Here is a 19,866-nt window from a genome sequence, read left to right as displayed (position 1 = left end):
ACAGACAGCTTTTTGCTTCACACGCATTGTTTATGCCTAAGCACTTGCCTTCTTTAAGAAGCCGCCGGGCAAGCTTGCCAGCCGTGGTTTTAATGGCGGCGAGAAAAGCCCGCTTAAGCGCATCAATACTTCAATGCCACTTTTAAGCGCTACTTCTAATGCCCCTCTTTTTTTCTAATGGAGAAACAAGATGCACACACACGCTCACAAACTATTGATTGCCTCTGGCTTGGCCGCAGCCTTAACCGTATTCAGCGGCCCTCTTGCTGCAGCCAGCATCCCTCAGGAAATCAGTGATGCCAAACAAGAAACCCAGATCTGGACCACCTATGCTTTAAGTCCTTACTTGCGGGCCAACGACCTCAAAGTATCCGTGCATAACGGCAAAGCAATACTGAGTGGAAAAGTAGATGAAGAGATCAATAAAGACTTAGCCAAGCAAATCGCTCTGGGCGTGATCGGAATTAAAGAAGTAGATAATCAGATTGTGGTTCAGGCGGATTACGCCCCAGCCAAAGAGGGAGCGAGCCGTAGCTATGGCGAAACAATTGATGATGTAAATATCAGCGCCGCCATTAAATCAAAGTTGATTTGGAGTAAAAACACCGATGGGCTAAGCACAACGGTCGATACACAGGCAGGCAAGGTACGGCTAGCGGGTACGGCAGACACTGTAAAATCCAAAACACTGGCCAGTACGCTGGCCATGAACACCCGTGGCGTGGTTTCGGTAGATAACCAGATTGTAGTGAATGGTGCTAAAACCAATGTCATCAATAGCGTCAAAAGCACCGCATCCGATGCTGATCAGAGCATTAGCGATAGCTGGGTTACTGCAAAAGTGATCTCCACGTTTCTCTATTCCCGCAACGTGCCAAGCACAAATATCTCGGTAAGCACAGAGCACGGTGTGGTGACACTCAGCGGCAAAGTAGCCAGCGGAGCAGAGCGCTCTTTAGCCATCGAACTGGCAAAAAATGTGCGTGGTGTGAAGCGTGTTGAAGCCAAGGGCCTGATCAGCATTTAAGCGCATTGATTCCCCCTTAAAGAGGATCACTGCCCCCAGCGGGCTGGCGATCCTTTTTGCGTTTGGCATCCGCAGCCACCGCTCAATCATCTATCCATATCAGCATGCTGCTTTTTAAGCCTCCCTCTACAACATTCCGGCCATTGCAAGGACACTCCGCATCATGGGCAACTCAAACGAACAACTCGCCAGCCAGTTTTTAAAAACCTGCAAGGAAGCGGGCGAAAGCGAGCAAGAAGTCATGGAGCGTTTAAAAAAACGCCTGAATATCAGCCATAACACCAATCAAAAGCTCAATGACACTCTAACTTTGGGCCAGCGGCTGGCCGATAAAATCGCTCTTTTTGGTGGCTCATGGACATTCATTCTTATTTTTCTGGCCATACTTTTTGCGTGGATCATCCTGAACACGCTGATTCTGACCAATAAATCTTTTGATCCTTATCCTTATGTTTTCCTTAATCTGATTTTATCCATGCTGGCGGCCCTACAAGCCCCTGTCATTATGATGTCGCAAAACCGGCATGCCGCTAAAGATCGAGCCGCGGCCGAGCATGATTACGAAGTGAATTTAAAGTCAGAGCTGGAAGTGCTCGCCTTGAACAAAAAAATTGATATCTTGCGTGATCAACAATGGTCGGAGCTTGTCTCTATGCAGCAAAAACAAATAAAACTACTCACGCAGGTGCTTGAAAAAAACAAAACCTCAGCGCCCAAAGGGCCAAATTTTTTATCTGGGCAATGAAGCGCACCATAAAAACGCTTGAGTAGAAAACTGACAATTAATCTGCGAAAATACTTACAAAAATCACACAAAATCTTTATTTTTACCACTAACTGTTTACGACAAGTGTTCGGTAAAGAACATAGTATTAGCAAGGAATTCGGTATAACTAAGGGTAAGTACTTCATTCACTTTGCCGCGCCCAAGCCTTTATTAGCTAGGCGCCAAGCAGGAGCTCCAAATGACAGAACTTCATTTCCCTTGCCAAAACCTTATTCTTGCGGCTCTGCCAGCGGACAGCTATGCCTCATTAGCCCCACAATTAGAGCTGGTTCACCTGCCGCTTGGCTATGTGCTTTATGAATCTGGTGCACAAATGCAGCATGTTTATTTTCCGACCAATAGCATTGTTTCCTTGCTTTATGTTTTAGAAAGCGGCGCATCTGCCGAAATCGCCATTGTCGGCAACGAAGGCATTGTAGGGATATCGCTCTTTATGGGCGGCAATAGCACGCCTAGCCGTGCTGTTGTTCAAAGCGCTGGTTTTGCCTATAGGCTAGATAGAAAGCAAATTAAAGCCGCATTTGATCAAGCAGGCCCTTTGCAACATTTATTGCTGCGTTACACGCAAGCACTACTCACCCAAATGGCACAAACCGCAGTCTGCAACCGCCATCATTCATTAGATCAGCAACTCTGCCGCTGGCTATTATTAAGCTTGGATCGCCTCCCCTCTAATAAGCTGGTCATGACCCAAGAGCTGATTGCCAATATGCTGGGCGTTCGCCGGGAAGGCGTTACAGAAGCTGCGGGTAATTTACAAAAAGCCAAACTGATCGAATACAGCCGTGGGCGTATTAATGTGCTGGATCGTAAAGGCTTAGAAAAAAGATCTTGTGAGTGCTATGCCGTCGTTAAAGCAGAATTTGATCGCCTGCTTCCCTGCAAAAATTTGCAAAATACCAGTGCCGCACCTGCAGCCACTGTCTTTTAACCGGCCGCTCTGGCTTAGATTTGTACAGAAGTAAACCTCTGACATTTCCCCCTGGCTACTCACGCTGGTTTTTGCCCATAAAAACCAGCAAAGCCCAATCGAAACAATCCGACTTCCCATTTGCGCCTCAATCGGCACAGCTAAGCCAAGAGGCCTGCCATTTGTGGGGTGTTTTGCCACAAAAAAGTAATCAAGCTCAGTATCACGCCAAAAGTGGGTCTTAATCAGGGGCCAGGTAAATTCATTCGCCGCAATCACACCATAAAGCAGATCTTTCAATCCACATAAAAAAGGGACTCAGCGTATGCCAAGCCCCTCTTTTTAAATACACTCGCTTCAAATACGGCGGCCGAACTTTCTCAAGGTAAGGTCAGCTTAATTTGCCAGCGAATTCACCCATCATTCCCGGCGGGATGCTGATCTTCTGGAGCGATCTTGTTCCACTTCTAATGTATCCCGCATTAAAAGTGGAGTAAGCAAAGACAAACGCAATATAGAGCATGCGTAGTAAAACAAGCTTAATGCGCCAGCTGTAAAAACAAGAGTCAAAATACACAAGATCTTCCACCCCAGGCTCTCCCAAGTCAGGTAGACGATCAAAACCGTGCCATACGCAATCGCAAACCATGCCGATAAAATGGCAAGGATTAAAACAAAAAACAATTTTAATAAGCGCGTACGCAATTTCGCCCAAGCCAGAACAACTCGCTCCAGTTTAGATAAAAACCCAGCAAACCTATTTTTGCTGATAAGCAACAGACCAACCGTCAAGCCGATCATCAGCATAGTCAGTGATGCATTCACCGCACTTACTTACGACCCAGAATTACTCCCACCAGCAGACCCGTGCCTGCGGCAAGCGCCACCGAGCGCCATGGATTATCTTTTACACAATCCCCAGCCGAGCTCACCATTGCCTTACCAGCGCCGACAGCACTTTCCTGCATATCATGTGCCATCAGAAAAACGGTATCAAGCAGCAACATACCCTGATTGCGTGCCTCATCCGCCTTCTCGCCTGTTAGCGATTTAGCCGATTGCAGCAGGGCTTGTGCATCTTTAACCAAGGTGGCTACATCGCTATTAAGTGGCTTTGACTTTGATCCAAACATAATGAATTCCTCAAATGTAAGTGAAACATAAGGCCTAAAAATACAATCAGGCAGCGAGCAGATCCCGCATATCATCAGCGTGCTCTTCCTCTTTCGCCATAATCCCAGCAAGCAAGAGGCGAGTCGTGGGATCGGTATCGCCAATGTCTTTAATCATCTGGCGATAAGATTCAATCGCTACCCGCTCAGAAATCAAATTGGCCTTTATCATGGACAAAATATTATCTGAATCGTCATACTCAGCGTGGCTGCGAGCGGTGAGGGTATTGGGGTTAAAATCCGGTTTACCATTCAATTGCACAATGCGTGCAGCTAGCAAATCAGCGTGGGCTTGTTCCTCCTGTGCATGCAGCAGAAACTCCGCCCTAATTGGCCCATTTTGCAAGCCACTGGCCGTGTAGTAATGCCGCTTGTAGCGCAAAACACAGACTAATTCTGTCGCTAAAGCCGCATTCAGCATCGCCACCACTTGCTGGCGGTTCCCCTGATAACCTGCGGTGACCGCACCATCACTAATGTCTTTAGCTGCAGCCCTTATTTCATCAATATCAATGCCTGGATAGATATTTGTAATATCACTCATGGTTTTTCTCGATTAAAAAAAGAAACAGAAAAAATATGATGTGACTCTGGTTAACGTGGTGTTACCCGGCCAGTATCATCTGAAAGAATAATTTCAACACGTCGGTTGAGTTGACGGCTATCTGCTGTTTGATTTGAGGCAACAGGGTGAGCCTCTCCATAGCCATGAATAGCAATACGGCCCTCAGCGACGCCTAATTCTTGCAAGGCATTGCGCACAGCAGTAGCGCGGCGTTCAGACAAGCCCTGGTTATGCTTAGCGGCCCCGGTGCTATCGGTAAAACCCTCCACGAGGACAGTGCGATTTGGGTTTTGCTGTAAGACATCAGCTAGTTTTTTAGCCGTTTGCATTCCCTCATCATTCAAGCGCGATAGATCTGTGCCAAAAAGCACATCGCTTAAAGTGATCACCATGCCACGCTCGGTTTTTTTTGCTTTTAAGCCTGCCAACTGCTGATCAAGCTCTGAGGCATGTGCTTTAGCAGCTTGCGTTTCCAATTTGGCTTGATCTGCCTCATTGGTACGCTGCTCTAACCGTGCTTGATCGCGGGTTTTAGCGCTATTCGCAACGCCTGCCTCGCTGGCTTTTTGCTTAGCCACTTCCTGTGTTAGCGCAATTTTTTGCTTTGCTACATAGGCTAAATGGTCAATTTCTTGCTCGCTACCCTTATTACTCACGGCCTCATTAGCTTTATTTAAAGCGTCCCCTGCCTGCTTCATTTCTAAAGCGGCATAAGTTAATACTGCCGGATCATTTTGAATCGCCAAATAATCAATGCGTGTTTGATCCAACAAACCCGTACTCGTCGGCGCTGTGCTGCAAGCAGCAACCAACACGGCAATGGCCAATAAGATAGGCGTAACTATTTTTTTATTCATGATGAAATCCTTGAAACCACGCAAATAAAATACATTTGCACAGTAAAATGCAATCAACAGAGCAAGATGAACTGCTTATTTATTTACGCGATTTAACTCTTCACGTATCACTCTAATATCGTCCTGCAATGCCTGCTCTGCGACTTCTGCCTTACCCGAATTGGCTTTGCTTTGTGCCAGTTTGGCATCGGATTCAGCCTGATTAGCTAGATCGGTAGCCAGCTTATAATCTTTGACCGCCATCGCTTTATGCGCTTGCACCATTTTTTCTCGTGCCATATTCATTTCTACCGGCGCATATTTCCCCCCCCCCGCGCCCGCTGCATTCTCAACGGCAGCATCAGAAACTGCGACATTGGCAGTAGCAGGCGTTTTCATACTGTTACAACCTGCTATAAGCAAGACGGCGCTGACGCCCAAGATCTTGAGCCATTGTTTTGATTTTTTAGGCATGATGTTCCTCTTTAAACTGTGAATGGGGCTTTCCCCACATGCCTCAGTTATAAGCTGATTTTTTCACTTGATCGGTACGCTGACGCACATAGCATTATTTTTTGTCATGATTAGAAAGCTATTTAAAAAGACATGCTCGAAAGCCATGCCCGTCCTTTGCTAAGCGCTAAAACCAACCTCTTTTCTTTATTTCCTAAGCAAATGCACACTCTGTGCGTTAACGCTCAGACAGTCCTGCTATTTCTAAGCACTATATCTAGCTCAATGCTTTCTTATCTTTCTTACTCGCAGAACGAGCAGAAACACCTCGGCTTCATGCAAAGCATGCCCTATGTAAAAATATCGCGGATCAATGGGGGAAATAGAGGAAAGAGAAACGCTCAGTTTTTTCTTTGCTTTAAAGTAGGCATAGCTGTGTTTGCCTTGCCATTCTTTGAGCATTAAAGGGAGATTCATTCATGCCAACCAACTTGAGTGCGCTTAGCTACAATCGTTTGCTAGCCGCACTGCCAAGCCAAGATCAACAGCGCTTTTTAGCGCGCTGCGAAAGGGTTGAGCTGAAGTTTTCCGACGTGCTCTCCGAGCCTGGCGCGTGTATCCGGCACGTTTATTTTCCACTAGAAAGTTTTATTTCTTTATTGGCATCGATGGATGGGCACCCTACATTAGAAGTAGGATTAATCGGCAATGAAGGCATGCTCGGTGCCTCGCTCGCACTGGGAGTAGAGACCTCTCCATTGCATGCTTTAGTGCAGGGACAGGGAACCGTGTTGCGTATGAAGGCCGAGGTTTTTTGCGAAGAGCTGCAACAAAGCAATGCGCTGCAACATATCTTACAACGCTACCTCTATGTGATCATCAGGCAACTGGCGCAAACCGCAACGTGCTCCCACTTTCATGTGATTGAAGCACGGCTGGCGCGCTGGCTGTTAATGACACAAGATCGGGCGCATTCGAATACTTTTCATATTACGCAAAAATTTCTGGCCTATATGCTGGGTGTGCGCCGTGTAGGGGTCACCACGGCCGCCACCACTTTGCAAAATCACAAACTCATTCGCTATAGCCGTGGCGACATCACTATCCTCGACCGAAAAGGCTTAAAAATAGCCGCTTGCCAATGCTATGAAGCCGACAAAGACAGCTACTCAAGCATCATGAACAATATTTAATCCACATTTTTACTGGCAGGACACATCAGACAAAAGACGATTTAATTCTTTTTTAACTACGGCATAACACTCGCAGACCTGCTGCTCTAACCCCGAGCGATCTAGCACCGCAATATGCCCGCGGCGATAGCTGATATAACCCGCCCGCTGTAAGTTTCCAGCCGCCTCCGTCACCCCCACCCGCCGCACACCCAGCATATTGGCGACTAATTCCTGAGTCATGATCAGCTCATTACTCTCTAGGCGATCCAATGTAAGCAGCAGCCAGCGGCAGAGTTGCTGCTCTACCGAATGATGCCGGTTGCACACTGCAGTTTGTGCCATGTGTGTAAGCAACGCTTGGGTATAGCGCAGCAACAGGCCCTGCAAAGCCGCCCCACGATTAAACTCTTCTTTTAAAATCTGACGGTGTAAGCGATAAGCGTAGCCCGCCGTTTGCACCACGGCCGAGCTGGATGTAGTGTCCCCGCCCATAAATAAGGACACCCCCACCATACCTTCATTGCCAACCCCGGCTGCTTCTGCAGAAGCCCCTGACTCCATAACATAGTGCAGCGATACAATCGAAGAGGTTGGAAAATAAGCATGGCGCAATTGCTCATCCGGCTCGTAAAGCATGTCACCAAGCCGCATCGCGACCAACTCCAGGTGCGGAGCCAATAATTCAAGCTCGCCAGCCGGTAAGGCAGCAAGTAAATGATTTTGTTGAAAACTATGAATTGCTGGCATAGAGGACCATCGAAAAAAGTGTTTTACTTGGCAGTGAGCTCTACACCAATGCCCCGGTAGCCAATAAAGCGGCAATGCCGATCAAACATGGGCTCTCCGCTCACTTGAAATTTTTGTACCAATCCATCAGGGTGAGTACGACTAAAAACAAAATCTAAAAAAGGCTGCCGCGCATTGATCGTGGCCTGTAATTTTTTGCGCTCCTCTTCATTCCACCCTTCTTCTGCATTCTCTTCTACATCACTAGCCAGTGCATCAACCCGAATACCCAGCATTTCTAAAACGGGGCCAGATACTTTGGTAAAGTTCATTTGCTCGTCCTGCTCCCAATACCAGTCAGAGGCAAGCTCGGTCAGGCTGCGATAACGTGCCTCACTTTCACGTAATTCGGCAGTTCGCTCTTCTACCGTGGCCTCCAATACCTTGCTATAGCTTTCAAGTTTTTTATATAAAAGCCGCACTTCCAGCAAGTTATGGATTCGTGTTTTAACTTCAACTAAGTCAAAAGGCTTACTGATAAAATCTTTGGCGCCTGCTTGCAAGGCTCGCAGCTTATGGCCCGGCTGCGCAGTAATCACTAGCACGGGCAAATAAGCGTCTTCCAGATTGGTTTTCAGGCATTCCATCACTTGAAAACCATCCATTACGGGCATCTGCAAATCAAGCAGAATCAAGTCATAGCGATTTTTTCGGTGCAGCTCACAGACAGAGCTTGGGTCCATTGTTGAGGCAATATGGGTATAACCGGCATCGCTCAATAATTGCTCAAACAAACTGACATTACTTTCTTGATCATCAACAATCAGAATGCTGGCATTAAGGATCTCAGAATAATGAATCATGATCGTTTTCCTTGTTATTAATCCGAATGGCTTGCGTTTTCACAAAACCCAGAGCGAGATCTAAAGTCTCCATAAATTCATACACCTTGATAGGTTTAGTCAGATAACGGAAAAAACCCGCAGCTAAACCTTTTTCAATATCACGAACCATGGCATTAGCGCTAATCGCCACCACCGGAATATGTGCCGTATTTAGATCTTGAGCCAAAATTTGTAATGCTTCGATACCACTGATTCCCGGCAAATTAATATCCATAAGGATAATGTCTGGCAAAGATGTACGGGCAATCTCAATACCACGCTTACCATCTCGCGCACTCAACAAGCGAATATCCGGCCTACGCATCATCAAGCTTTCCACTAACATCAGGTTAGCCGGATTATCCTCCACATAAAGCATGGTGTACGCCGCTCCCTGTAAAGGAGTCTGAGCCACGATGGTGGGTTCTTCCAAATGATCGGGCAACAGCGGCTCATTGACCAAACCCAACTCAAGCCAGAAAGTACTTCCTTCGCCAAAATGGCTTTCTACACCAATCACGCCCCCCATTAATTCAACCAAGCGCTTACACACGATCAAACCAATACCTGTTCCTTCTACATGCGCTTCTTGCCCCAAACGATTAAACGGCTGAAACAATTGTGACAGCTGCTCAGGAGCCAGCCCCGCGCCAGTATCCCGCACGCAAATACGAATAGAATCAGGCGGGCTTAAAGTGCACTCAACCACCACCGAGCCGCCTTCTTTATTGTATTTAATTGCATTAGAAAGCAGATTAATCAGTATCTGCTTAAGCCTTGTCTGATCTGCATGTACAAAGTAGGGCAAGTTGGCAGAGGGAAATGCCACGCTAATACCACGACCTTTCGCTTGCGGCTCGATCATCGTCTCGCATTCACGCATCACATCGGTCAGTAAAATAGGCTCCATCGAGAGCGACAATTTGCCAGACTCAATCAAAGCCAGATCGAGAATTTCATTAATCAGCTCCAGCAAATACCAACCTGCTTTCAATATTTGATCAATGCTACGCATTTGGGAGGGAGTAGGCTCTGGCAAGCCAGATTCTAAAAGCTGGGCAAAACCTAGGATGGCATTGAGTGGCGTGCGTAGTTCATGACTCATGCTGGAAAGAAAATCTGATTTAGCTAAGTTGGCCTTTTCAGCCACTGCGGTAGCGCGCTCCAATTCGGTATTTTTAAGCTGCAAGGCCTGATCCAGCAGTGCCCGTTCGGCCTCTACCAATTTACGTGCAGTATTATCTGTGCCGATCAACAGATAGCCGATAATCATTTCCCTTGCATCCCGCAAAGCCGTTACCGATACGGCAGCGGGAAAACGGCTGCCATCTTTTCGGATATAAGTCAGCTCATAGATATCTTCAATCCCGCGGGAAGCCTTAAATACCAGCGCTTCAAAACCCGGAGAAATAGGCGTGGCAAGCTCAACACTCAATGCATTAGCCCGCTCAATAATTTCTTGTGGATCAGAAATATCAGCAGGCGTAATTTTGTTCACCACCTCTTCGGCCGTATAGCCCAGCATGCATTCTGCGCCCACATTAAAAATCTGAATCACACCCCTCGCATCCGTAGCAATGCTCGAAAAATTAGCACTATTGAAAATCGCTTTTTGCAAACTGCCTTCTTTCAGCTGTACTTCTTCGGCCTGCTTACGTTCGGTAATATCACTGAGCACGAGGCGCAGATCAGGGCTCCCCTCATGATCTGCTGAGGCTGAAGCAACCAGATGCGCCCAAAATTGCAAGCCGTCACTTTTAAGCATACGCAGCTCGCCAATCTGGGGCTCACGCGTCTCCAACAGCTGCTTACCTAATAAGTAAAAAATATCCTGATCTTCTTTCGCAATAAATTGGCTGAATGGCCTGCTAACCAAGGCTCTGCGATTACTCCCCAATAGCGTAGCCGCCGTGAGGTTGGCTTGTAGAATTTTTCCCTCTTCGCTAATGGTGCAGTAGCCCACTGGAGCCAAATCATAAAGATCAAAATAACGTGTTCGTGCCGCATCTAGATCAATCTGTGTCCGGCGCAACTCTTCATTTTGCATTTCTAATTCAATTTGATGCACGCGCAATTCATGCAAGAGCCGCTGTGTTTCTTGCAACGACATGGTATTTAAGTTTTCTAATAACGCTGCTGCATTATCACGAACCCGCTCTTCCGCTTGCCCGCGTAAAGCCTGTTCTGCCGCCAAAAAGGAGCCTTCTTTATTCACCTGCATATTTTTATCCTTCATGATGCATGTCTGTAGTCAGCTCCCTGGCCCGTTCGGTGGTAGCAATGGCATACATTACCCCTGCCGCATTTACCAAAGCTGTAGAGGTCATGGAAACCTCTAAAATATCGCCGCTCTTATTCAAACGCTGGGTATAGTAGGGCTCCAGAACTTTTGACTGGCTAAGTTGATTCACTTGGAGTGACGCTTCTTTTTGCAAAGCCTTGGGAATCCGATCGGCCGTATTCATCTGCAGTGCCTCAGCCTCGCGCCAACCATACATTCGCTCTGCACCGGGGTTCCAGGCCAAGATGCGGCCATTTAAATCCTGCACCGTAATGGCATCGTGCGCATCTCGTACCACAACTGCTAAACGAAGCAGCTCATTCGCTTTGCTTAGCGCTTCTCTGGCGTGCACCATTTCAGTAATATCTACAAAGGTAATCACTGCGCCTTCAATCAGATTATCCAGCGTGCGATAGGGCTGAATACGCATCGTGTACCATTTACCAACTTGGGTCTGCACATCAATTTCTTTTGGAATCAGGGTATTAAGCACAGCCTGCACATCAGCGACCAGCAGCCCATACCCCAGCAAATTAGTGACCGTATGCGCAACTGGCCGGCCTACATCACTTAAAATCAAATTAATGATTTTGGTTGCGGCAGGGGTGAAACGCAGAATATTCAACTGATGATCAACAAAAATAGTCCCGATCCCCGTGCTCGCCAGCAGGTTATTTAAATCATTACTGGCACGGGATAAATCAGCCACCTTGGTCTGTAACTCCATATTTACCGTGGTCAATTCCTCATTAATCGATTGCATTTCCTCCTTGGATGTTTCCAGCTCCTCATTGGTCGACTGCAGCTCTTCGTTCACCGATTGCATTTCTTCATTAGAAGATTTGAGCTCTTCGTTGATGGTTTCCAATTTCTCATTGCTTGCCTGAAGGTATTCGTCTTTAGCGCAAAGCTCTTCATTTAAAGCAGCAATCCGTGCATCAAACTTGCTGTGCTCTCCCCCTTCAAGCAGTGGTAAATGAATCGGTAAAGCGGGTGTAACTAACTGGGTTGTATCTTCCAGAATGACCAAATACAGCATCTCCCCCGCTGACTGGCCCATAGCTACAGGGCGAACCGTAAGATTAACCGGAGTGAAATGACCATTCGTTTTAACGCTCAAATTAAGCCGCTGGATTGTTTTATTTTTACTTACTGATTTATGCAAGGTGGCAATCAGCTCACGGCGCAATCCTTCACGCGCCATCTTCAAGATATTGTTAATACCCGTCTCGCCTTCAGGCAGCTCTAAATACATGCCCGTGCGCCCGTGCAAATACAAAATATCGCCGTGCTCATTCACTAATGCTGCAGCCGGTGCAAGCTGTTGCAAAAGCGTTTGCTCCGTTACCTCACGCATAGAGCGCTTTGCTGGGTGGCTTTGCTTGCTTACAGCCTGAGGAAGCGCTATCCCCGCCGTCGCAATCGCTATCGATGGCTGAAAGGCCCTTTTAATACCAAAGACATCTTGCTTTCGCTGATAAAGCTTGGATTTAGCATCAAGCACGGCAAATAAATCAGCAAACTCTCCCACCGTTTCTGACGTGCCAAGAAAAAGAAACCGGCTAGGGTTCAGCGCATAGTGAAACATGGGAATCAGCTTTTTCTGTAACTCTGCCCCCATATAAATCATTAGGTTACGACAGCTAATCAGATCTAATTTAGAAAAAGGCGGATCTTTAATCACATCCTGCTCGGAAAAAACCAGCATGTCGCGGATCCCTTTGTGGATACGATACGCACTGCCATCGGCTTCCGCGGTAAAGAAACGCGCTAGCCGTTGCGGGGAAATATCCGTAGCGATGCTTGCCGGATATAACCCTGCACGAGCGGTGGCAATCGCCCGCCGGTCCATATCCGTAGAAAAAACTTGTATCGTATAATTTTGCTTTAGCAACTCCTGCTGCTCTTGCAACAAAATAGCGATGGAATAGGCCTCCTCGCCAGTTGAGCACCCCGTCGACCAAACACGAATCGTTGCTCCGGCAGGCTTCCCTTTAAATAACTGAGGAATCACCTGCTCTTCTAGCGCCAGAAAAGCCTCAGAGTCCCTAAAAAAATGAGTGACACCAATCAGAATATCGCAAAATAAAGCCTCTATTTCATCAGGCATTTTCTGCAAATATTTAACATACTGCTCAGTTGAATCAAGCTGATGTACCACCATACGCCGCTCAATCCGCCGTAAAATCGTGCTCGGCTTGTACTGAGAAAAATCGTGACCTGTTTGTGTGCGTAACAGAATAAAAATTTTATTGAGTGAATTTTCATCCTTAACAATTGGCACCACAGTCGTGCTAATCATCTTGCCAAACTCTTGAGCAGCATAAGCCATCAACTTAGCAGGCATATCCGCAGGCTTTAGCTGATAATCTACCAAGCCAGTGGCAATCGCGCTGCTTGGCATACCATCAAACTCGGTCGTGGCAGGTATCTGCGCCATGACCATGCCGCCTTCTCCCTTAATCTGCCGAATGCCCAAAGTACCATCGCTTCCCGAGCCGGATAGCACAATGCCAATGGCCAACTCATGCTGATCTTGCGCCAGTGAGCTAAAAAAGAAATCTATGGGTAAGCGATGCCCGCGCGGCTCAGAAGGCGCAAGCAAATGCAGCGCACCATTCAAAAACGCCATATTGTGGTTGGGTGGGATGATGTAGGCACAATTAGGCTGCACCACCATGCCGTCCTCAACTTCAAAGACCTGCATATGGGTGTAGCGCTGAACCAAATCACTGAGGATGCTTTTATGATCCGGAGCAAGATGCTGCACGAGTACAAATGCCATACCCATATCGAGATCTGCAGGCATTCCCGAAAAAAACTCTTCAAACGCTCCCAAGCCACCTGCAGAAGCGCCAATACCAATAATGGGGAAAGAAACAGTAGGAGGAGTGTCTAGCGGAACAACAAGGCTGGGCGGATGTTCCAAAACTTGAGTTTTGGCTTTCTTTGTTACTTTTCCAGCGGTCATACATCATCCTAACGCCAAGCTAGCGTATTATTTAAGGAGTGTACGCTACTAAAGATCATTCACAGCGCTTATTAAAAAATTACACCCAGATGAATCTATCCATTCAGAAAAAAGCAAAAAATCGAGCTAACAAGACCGATCATAGCCTCTTTAAGTGGAGTAGCGGCTCGAACGTGCAAGATTTACTTTTGTATAGGTCGGGTTAGCCGCCTTACCGCGTAACCCGACAAGCAAACCACAGAGGCTTGATTTTGTAATTGCACTGCAGCGGCTTTCCTTGCACGCAAAGCAAAACCCCCGCCTCTTTCGAGTACGGGGGTTCTGTTTACTGCATAAGGTGTCTGGCAATGACCTACTTTCACACAGGTAATCTGCACTATCATCGGCGCTAAGGTGTTTCACTGTCCTGTTCGGGATGGGAAGGAGTGGGACCACCTCGCTATGGTCGCCAGACTTTAACGGGTTAACACGTTGTGCTTATTGCTCCACAACGCATTCAGTTCAATAGAAGAAGTAATTCAATACTCAAACTTAACTCTTAATCTGGGTAGATTATACCGTCGCGCACACGCGTCTCAGGTTATAGGATCAAGCCTTACGGGCAATTAGTATCGGTTAGCTTAACACATTACTGCGCTTCCACACCCGACCTATCAACGTCCTGGTCTCGAACGACCCTTTAAAAGGCTTAAAGCCTTGGGGAAATCTCATCTTGAGGCGAGTTTCGCGCTTAGATGCTTTCAGCGCTTATCTCTTCCAGATTTAGCTACCCGGCGATGCCACTGGCGTGACAACCGGTACACCAGAGATCTGTCCACTCCGGTCCTCTCGTACTAGGAGCAGCCCCCCTCAAATTTCCAACGCCCACTGCAGATAGGGACCAAACTGTCTCACGACGTTTTGAACCCAGCTCACGTACCACTTTAAATGGCGAACAGCCATACCCTTGGGACCGGCTACAGCCCCAGGATGTGATGAGCCGACATCGAGGTGCCAAACTCCGCCGTCGATGTGAACTCTTGGGCGGAATCAGCCTGTTATCCCCGGAGTACCTTTTATCCGTTGAGCGATGGCCCTTCCATTCAGAACCACCGGATCACTATGTCCTGCTTTCGCACCTGCTCGACTTGTCTGTCTCGCAGTTAAGCCGCCTTATGCCATTACACTATCAGTACGATGTCCGACCGTACCTAGGCGACCTTCGAGCTCCTCCGTTACAATTTGGGAGGAGACCGCCCCAGTCAAACTGCCTACCATGCACGGTCCCCGATCCGGATAACGGACCAAGGTTAGAACCTCAAAGGGGTCAGGGTGGTATTTCAAGGACGACTCCACACAGACTAGCGTCCATGCTTCAATGTCTCCCACCTATCCTACACAAACCACTTCAAAGTCCAATGCAAAGCTACAGTAAAGGTTCACGGGGTCTTTCCGTCTAGCAGCGGGGAGATTGCATCTTCACAAACATTTCAACTTCGCTGAGTCTCAGGAGGAGACAGTAGGGCCATCGTTACGCCATTCGTGCGGGTCGGAACTTACCCGACAAGGAATTTCGCTACCTTAGGACCGTTATAGTTACGGCCGCCGTTTACTGGGACTTCAGTCAAGAGCTTGCACCCCATCATTTAATCTTCCAGCACCGGGCAGGCGTCACACCCTATACGTCGTCTTTCGACTTTGCAGAGTGCTGTGTTTTTGATAAACAGTCGCAGCCCCCATTTCTCTGCGACCCATTTCTGCTCCAGCCGCAAGGGCCTTCACATACTCTGGGCTCACCTTCTCCCGAAGTTACGGTGATAATTTGCCGAGTTCCTTCTCCTGAGTTCTCTCAAGCACCTTAGAATTCTCTTCCTACCCACCTGTGTCGGTTTGCGGTACGGTCAATATAAAGCTGAAGCTTAGAGGCTTTTCTTGGAAGCATAGGATCAATCACTTCAGTCCGAAGACTTCGTCGTCACGTCTCAGCGTTAAAGCAGCCCGGATTTGCCTAAGCCACACGCCTACTCGCTTAAACCACCTATTCCAACAGATGGCTGACCTACCTTTCTCCGTCCCCCCATCGCACTTTACATCGGTACGGGAATATTAACCCGTTGTCCATCGACTACGCATTTCTGCCTCGCCTTAGGGGCCGACTCACCCTGCGCCGATGAACGTTGCGCAGGAAACCTTGGGTTTTCGGTGTGCGGGCTTTTCACCCGCATTATCGCTACTCATGTCAGCATTCGCACTTCCGATACCTCCAGCATCCTTCTCAAGACACCTTCGCAGGCCTACGGAACGCTCCTCTACCATATGCACATCGTGCATATTCGCGTCTTCGGTTATCAGTTTGAGCCCCGTTACATCTTCCGCGCAGGACGACTCGACCAGTGAGCTATTACGCTTTCTTTAAATGATGGCTGCTTCTAAGCCAACATCCTGGCTGTCTATGCCTTCCCACCTCGTTTTCCACTTAACTGATTATTTGGGACCTTAGACGGCGATCTGGGTTGTTTCCCTCTTGACCATGGACGTTAGCACCCACAGTCTGTCTCCCATGCTCGCACTTGACGGTATTCAGAGTTTGCCATGGTTTGGTAAGTCGCGATGACCCCCTAGCCATAACAGTGCTTTACCCCCGTCAGTGATACATGAGGCACTACCTAAATAGTTTTCGAGGAGAACCAGCTATTTCCAAGTTTGTTTAGCCTTTCACCCCTATCCACAGCTCATCCCCTAATTTTGCAACATTAGTGGGTTCGGACCTCCAGTGCGTGTTACCGCACCTTCATCCTGGCCATGGATAGATCACTTGGTTTCGGGTCTACGCCCAGCAACTATGCGCCCTATTCGGACTCGGTTTCCCTACGCCTCCCCTACTCGGTTAAGCTTGCTACTGAACGTAAGTCGCTGACCCATTATACAAAAGGTACGCAGTCACCCCATTTTTCAAGGGCTCCCACTGTTTGTATGCATCCGGTTTCAGGTTCTATTTCACTCCCCTCCCGGGGTTCTTTTCGCCTTTCCCTCACGGTACTGGTTCACTATCGGTCGATGATGAGTATTTAGCCTTGGAGGATGGTCCCCCCATCTTCAAACAGGATTTCTCGTGTCCCGCCCTACTTGTCGCATGCTTAGTACCAACCAATCTTTTTCGTGTACGGGGCTATCACCCACTGTCGCCAGACTTTCCAGACTGTTCCACTAAAGTTTGATTTATCACATGCAGGCTCTTCCCATTTCGCTCGCCACTACTTTGGGAATCTCGGTTGATTTCTTTTCCTTCGGCTACTTAGATGTTTCAGTTCGCCGAGTTCGCTCTACATCACCTATGTATTCAGTGATGAGTGACCCAAAAGGGCCGGGTTTCCCCATTCGGATATCTACGGATCAATGCTTATTTGCCAGCTCCCCGTAGCTTTTCGCAGGCTAACGCGTCCTTCTTCGCCTATCATCGCCAAGGCATCCACCAGATGCACTTAGTCGCTTGATCCTATAACCTCAAACACGTGTTGCACTCTATTCGTCAATGAAGACGAGCAAAGCGATTCACATCTTTAAAGTATCTGATTTCGCTTTGTTTGCGACATCGATCATTCAGTTCTGACTTCGAATAATCGATTTTGATACAATCTACCCTTATTTATTTCTAAATTTGAGTATTACTTCTTCTATTTTTTTAAAGATCAAAGATACATTCAAATTTCTATATTGCAATGTTGGGTTACGCGATAAAACTGCTAACCCAACCTACAGATCTAAAAACCAGAAATAAAGCATCGTCCCAAGCTTTGAATCTCTCTTGAGACAGTGTGTTATTTCTTGTTTCTAAATTTTATTCCACCACTCTAAGGGAATGGTGGAGGCTAACGGACTCGAACCGTTCACCCCCTGCTTGCAAAGCAGGTGCTCTACCAGATGAGCTAAGCCCCCAATTACCGCTTACTTTCTTGCAATCAAAATCAAACTGGTCGCTCTTTGACAGAGCTTTCCAACCATCCATTCCAAGGAATGAATGGTGGGTCAGACAGGAATCGAACCTGTGACCCCCGCCTTATCAAGACGGTGCTCTAACCGACTGAGCTACTGACCCATTTCAGAATATTCAGGTAGCTAATCTACGCCGCCCGAACAAATGACCAATGTGATTTTGTATCTTTGTTTTTTACAGTCGATGAGTGTGAGTACTCAATCCAAAAGACTTTCTCTTGAAAGGAGGTGATCCAGCCGCAGGTTCCCCTACGGCTACCTTGTTACGACTTCACCCCAGTCATGAATCCCACCGTGGTAAGCGGCCTCCTTACGGTTAGCCTACCTACTTCTGGTGAAACCCATTCCCATGGTGTGACGGGCGGTGTGTACAAGGCCCGGGAACGTATTCACCGCGACATGCTGATCCGCGATTACTAGCGATTCCGACTTCATGGAGTCGAGTTGCAGACTCCAATCCGGACTACGATCGGTTTTATGAGATTAGCTCCACCTCGCGGCTTGGCAACCCTCTGTACCGACCATTGTATGACGTGTGAAGCCCTAGCCATAAGGGCCATGAGGACTTGACGTCATCCCCACCTTCCTCCGGTTTGTCACCGGCAGTCTCCTTAAAGTGCCCAACTAAATGGTAGCAACTAAGGACAAGGGTTGCGCTCGTTGCGGGACTTAACCCAACATCTCACGACACGAGCTGACGACAGCCATGCAGCACCTGTGTTCAAGTTCCTTGCGGCACTCCTCTATCTCTAAAGGATTCTTGACATGTCAAGGCTAGGTAAGGTTTTTCGCGTTGCATCGAATTAATCCACATCATCCACCGCTTGTGCGGGCCCCCGTCAATTCCTTTGAGTTTTAGCCTTGCGGCCGTACTCCCCAGGCGGTCTACTTCACGCGTTAGCTGCGTTACTAAGGAACGAATTCCCCAACAACTAGTAGACATCGTTTAGGGCGTGGACTACCAGGGTATCTAATCCTGTTTGCTCCCCACGCTTTCGTGCATGAGTGTCAGTATTAGCCCAGGGGGTTGCCTTCGCCATCGGTGTTCCTCCGCATCTCTACGCATTTCACTGCTACACGCGGAATTCCACCCCCCTCTGCCATACTCTAGTTGAACAGTTTGCAATGCAATTCCCAGGTTGAGCCCGGGGCTTTCACATCACACTTAATCAACCACCTGCGCACCCTTTACGCCCAGTAATTCCGATTAACGCTTGGACCCTACGTATTACCGCGGCTGCTGGCACGTAGTTAGCCGGTCCTTATTCTTCCGGTACTGTCATCCCCAATGGATATTAGCCACTAGGATTTCCTCCCGAACAAAAGCGCTTTACAACCCGAAGGCCTTCTTCACGCACGCGGCATTGCTGGATCAGGCTTGCGCCCATTGTCCAAGATTCCCCACTGCTGCCTCCCGTAGGAGTCTGGACCGTGTCTCAGTTCCAGTGTGGCGGATCGTCCTCTAAGACCCGCTACAGATCGTTGCCTTGGTGAGCCTTTACCTCACCAACTAGCTAATCTGATATCGGCCGCTCTAATAACGAGAGGTCTTGCGATCCCCCTCTTTCCCCCTCAGGGCGTATGCGGTATTAGCTATCCTTTCGGATAGTTATCCCCCATTACTAGGTACGTTCCGATATATTACTCACCCGTTCGCCACTCGTCAGCGGTGCAAGCACCCTGTTACCGTTCGACTTGCATGTGTAAAGCATGCCGCCAGCGTTCAATCTGAGCCAGGATCAAACTCTTTAGTTTAATCTCTATGCTAGTACTTACTGGCTTACTTTATTCAGAGCAACCATCGCTGGTTACTCCTTATTAATGCAAGCACTTGTTTCGCTTCCGAATCAAGCACTCACACTCATCGACTGTATTTTTTTAAAGATCGTTTCGCTGCGGCTCGAACACTGTGTTGCTGTGTGTGCTGCAGCGAGAGGCCGAACTATACCGGCGACACCCTATTCGGTCAACACCTTGCTTGCAATAAAACGGGTGTAATACGGTAAGTATATGATTTTTAATAGTAAGAAAATCCACCCACTACGCCAGCAAGCTTTACTGCCAAATCATTTGCGGAGCAGACTATAGAAACACTGTGTAAATTGCG

Annotated in this window: 14 protein-coding genes, 2 tRNA genes and 3 rRNA genes; 4 read left to right on the top strand and 15 right to left on the bottom strand. The window is 47.9% G+C overall.

Features of this window, described 5'->3' with window-relative positions; translation table 11 throughout:
• The first annotated feature begins 190 nt into the window (after window positions 1-190).
• From VN23_RS00540 to VN23_RS00530, 3 genes are all read left to right on the top strand, one after another.
• Window positions 191-1,027, top strand: coding sequence for a BON domain-containing protein (locus tag VN23_RS00540; RefSeq protein WP_046350933.1), 837 nt, complete (start codon window positions 191-193; stop codon window positions 1,025-1,027).
• Between the two features lie 163 nt (window positions 1,028-1,190).
• Window positions 1,191-1,772: a DUF1003 domain-containing protein gene (locus VN23_RS00535; protein ID WP_046350932.1), complete on the top strand. Its 582-nt coding sequence runs from the start codon at window positions 1,191-1,193 to the stop codon at window positions 1,770-1,772.
• A 220-nt stretch (window positions 1,773-1,992) separates the two neighbouring features.
• The gene (locus tag VN23_RS00530) at window positions 1,993-2,745 is read left to right on the top strand and encodes a Crp/Fnr family transcriptional regulator (protein ID WP_046350931.1); all 753 of its coding nucleotides are present in this window, start codon (window positions 1,993-1,995) and stop codon (window positions 2,743-2,745) included.
• 399 nt (window positions 2,746-3,144) lie between these two features.
• On the opposite strand, the gene VN23_RS00525 is transcribed toward VN23_RS00530, so the two are convergent.
• The 6 genes from VN23_RS00525 to VN23_RS21660 all read right to left on the bottom strand — a co-directional run bounded on the left by VN23_RS00525 (window position 3,145) and on the right by VN23_RS21660 (window position 6,227).
• Window positions 3,145-3,549: a phage holin family protein gene (locus VN23_RS00525; RefSeq protein WP_156455087.1), complete on the bottom strand. Its 405-nt coding sequence runs from the start codon at window positions 3,547-3,549 to the stop codon at window positions 3,145-3,147.
• 5 nt (window positions 3,550-3,554) lie between these two features.
• Window positions 3,555-3,857, bottom strand: coding sequence for a DUF883 family protein (locus VN23_RS00520; protein ID WP_046350929.1), 303 nt, complete (start codon window positions 3,855-3,857; stop codon window positions 3,555-3,557).
• A gap of 46 nt (window positions 3,858-3,903) precedes the next feature.
• The gene (locus VN23_RS00515) at window positions 3,904-4,440 is read right to left on the bottom strand and encodes a ferritin-like domain-containing protein (RefSeq protein WP_046350928.1); all 537 of its coding nucleotides are present in this window, start codon (window positions 4,438-4,440) and stop codon (window positions 3,904-3,906) included.
• A 50-nt stretch (window positions 4,441-4,490) separates the two neighbouring features.
• Window positions 4,491-5,318: an OmpA family protein gene (locus VN23_RS00510; RefSeq protein WP_046350927.1), complete on the bottom strand. Its 828-nt coding sequence runs from the start codon at window positions 5,316-5,318 to the stop codon at window positions 4,491-4,493.
• 75 nt (window positions 5,319-5,393) lie between these two features.
• Complete coding sequence (locus tag VN23_RS00505; RefSeq protein ID WP_046350926.1) at window positions 5,394-5,771, bottom strand: DUF4398 domain-containing protein; 378 nt, start codon at window positions 5,769-5,771, stop codon at window positions 5,394-5,396.
• Window positions 5,772-6,032: 261 nt separating this feature from the next.
• On the bottom strand, window positions 6,033-6,227 hold the full coding sequence (locus VN23_RS21660) for a hypothetical protein (RefSeq protein ID WP_046350925.1): 195 nt from the start codon (window positions 6,225-6,227) through the stop codon (window positions 6,033-6,035).
• 2 nt (window positions 6,228-6,229) lie between these two features.
• Between VN23_RS21660 and VN23_RS00495 the strand changes: the two genes are divergently transcribed.
• Window positions 6,230-6,943: a Crp/Fnr family transcriptional regulator gene (locus VN23_RS00495; RefSeq protein ID WP_046350924.1), complete on the top strand. Its 714-nt coding sequence runs from the start codon at window positions 6,230-6,232 to the stop codon at window positions 6,941-6,943.
• A gap of 9 nt (window positions 6,944-6,952) precedes the next feature.
• On the opposite strand, the gene VN23_RS00490 is transcribed toward VN23_RS00495, so the two are convergent.
• The 9 genes from VN23_RS00490 to VN23_RS00450 form a co-directional block, all read right to left on the bottom strand.
• A complete protein-coding gene (locus tag VN23_RS00490; protein ID WP_046350923.1) occupies window positions 6,953-7,672 on the bottom strand; it encodes a Crp/Fnr family transcriptional regulator in 720 nt (239 codons plus the stop codon).
• Window positions 7,673-7,695: 23 nt separating this feature from the next.
• Window positions 7,696-8,514, bottom strand: a complete 819-nt coding sequence (locus tag VN23_RS00485; protein ID WP_046350922.1) for a response regulator — start codon at window positions 8,512-8,514, stop codon at window positions 7,696-7,698.
• A complete protein-coding gene (locus VN23_RS00480; RefSeq protein ID WP_082752877.1) occupies window positions 8,498-10,582 on the bottom strand; it encodes a PAS domain-containing hybrid sensor histidine kinase/response regulator in 2,085 nt (694 codons plus the stop codon). The genes VN23_RS00485 and VN23_RS00480 overlap by 17 nt, the downstream gene beginning before the upstream one ends.
• Window positions 10,583-10,760: 178 nt before the next feature.
• The gene (locus VN23_RS00475; RefSeq protein ID WP_052746471.1) at window positions 10,761-13,787 is read right to left on the bottom strand and encodes a chemotaxis protein CheB; all 3,027 of its coding nucleotides are present in this window, start codon (window positions 13,785-13,787) and stop codon (window positions 10,761-10,763) included.
• 339 nt (window positions 13,788-14,126) lie between these two features.
• Window positions 14,127-14,240, bottom strand: a 5S ribosomal RNA gene (gene rrf / locus VN23_RS00470).
• 131 nt (window positions 14,241-14,371) lie between these two features.
• Window positions 14,372-17,262: ribosomal RNA gene (locus VN23_RS00465) — 23S ribosomal RNA — on the bottom strand.
• A 364-nt stretch (window positions 17,263-17,626) separates the two neighbouring features.
• Window positions 17,627-17,702, bottom strand: a tRNA-Ala gene (locus VN23_RS00460).
• Between the two features lie 83 nt (window positions 17,703-17,785).
• Window positions 17,786-17,862 (bottom strand) — tRNA-Ile (locus tag VN23_RS00455).
• Between the two features lie 118 nt (window positions 17,863-17,980).
• Window positions 17,981-19,514: ribosomal RNA gene (locus VN23_RS00450) — 16S ribosomal RNA — on the bottom strand.
• Together the 16S, 23S and 5S rRNA genes with 2 tRNA genes alongside form the textbook arrangement of a ribosomal RNA operon.
• Between the last annotated feature and the right edge of the window lie 352 nt (window positions 19,515-19,866).

The sequence above is a fragment of the Janthinobacterium sp. B9-8 genome, from assembly GCF_000969645.2.
Classification (GTDB): Bacteria; Pseudomonadota; Gammaproteobacteria; order Burkholderiales; family Chitinibacteraceae; genus Iodobacter.
Note: the sequence above shows the minus strand (reverse complement) of the source record. Positions and strands in the feature narration are given on the sequence as shown.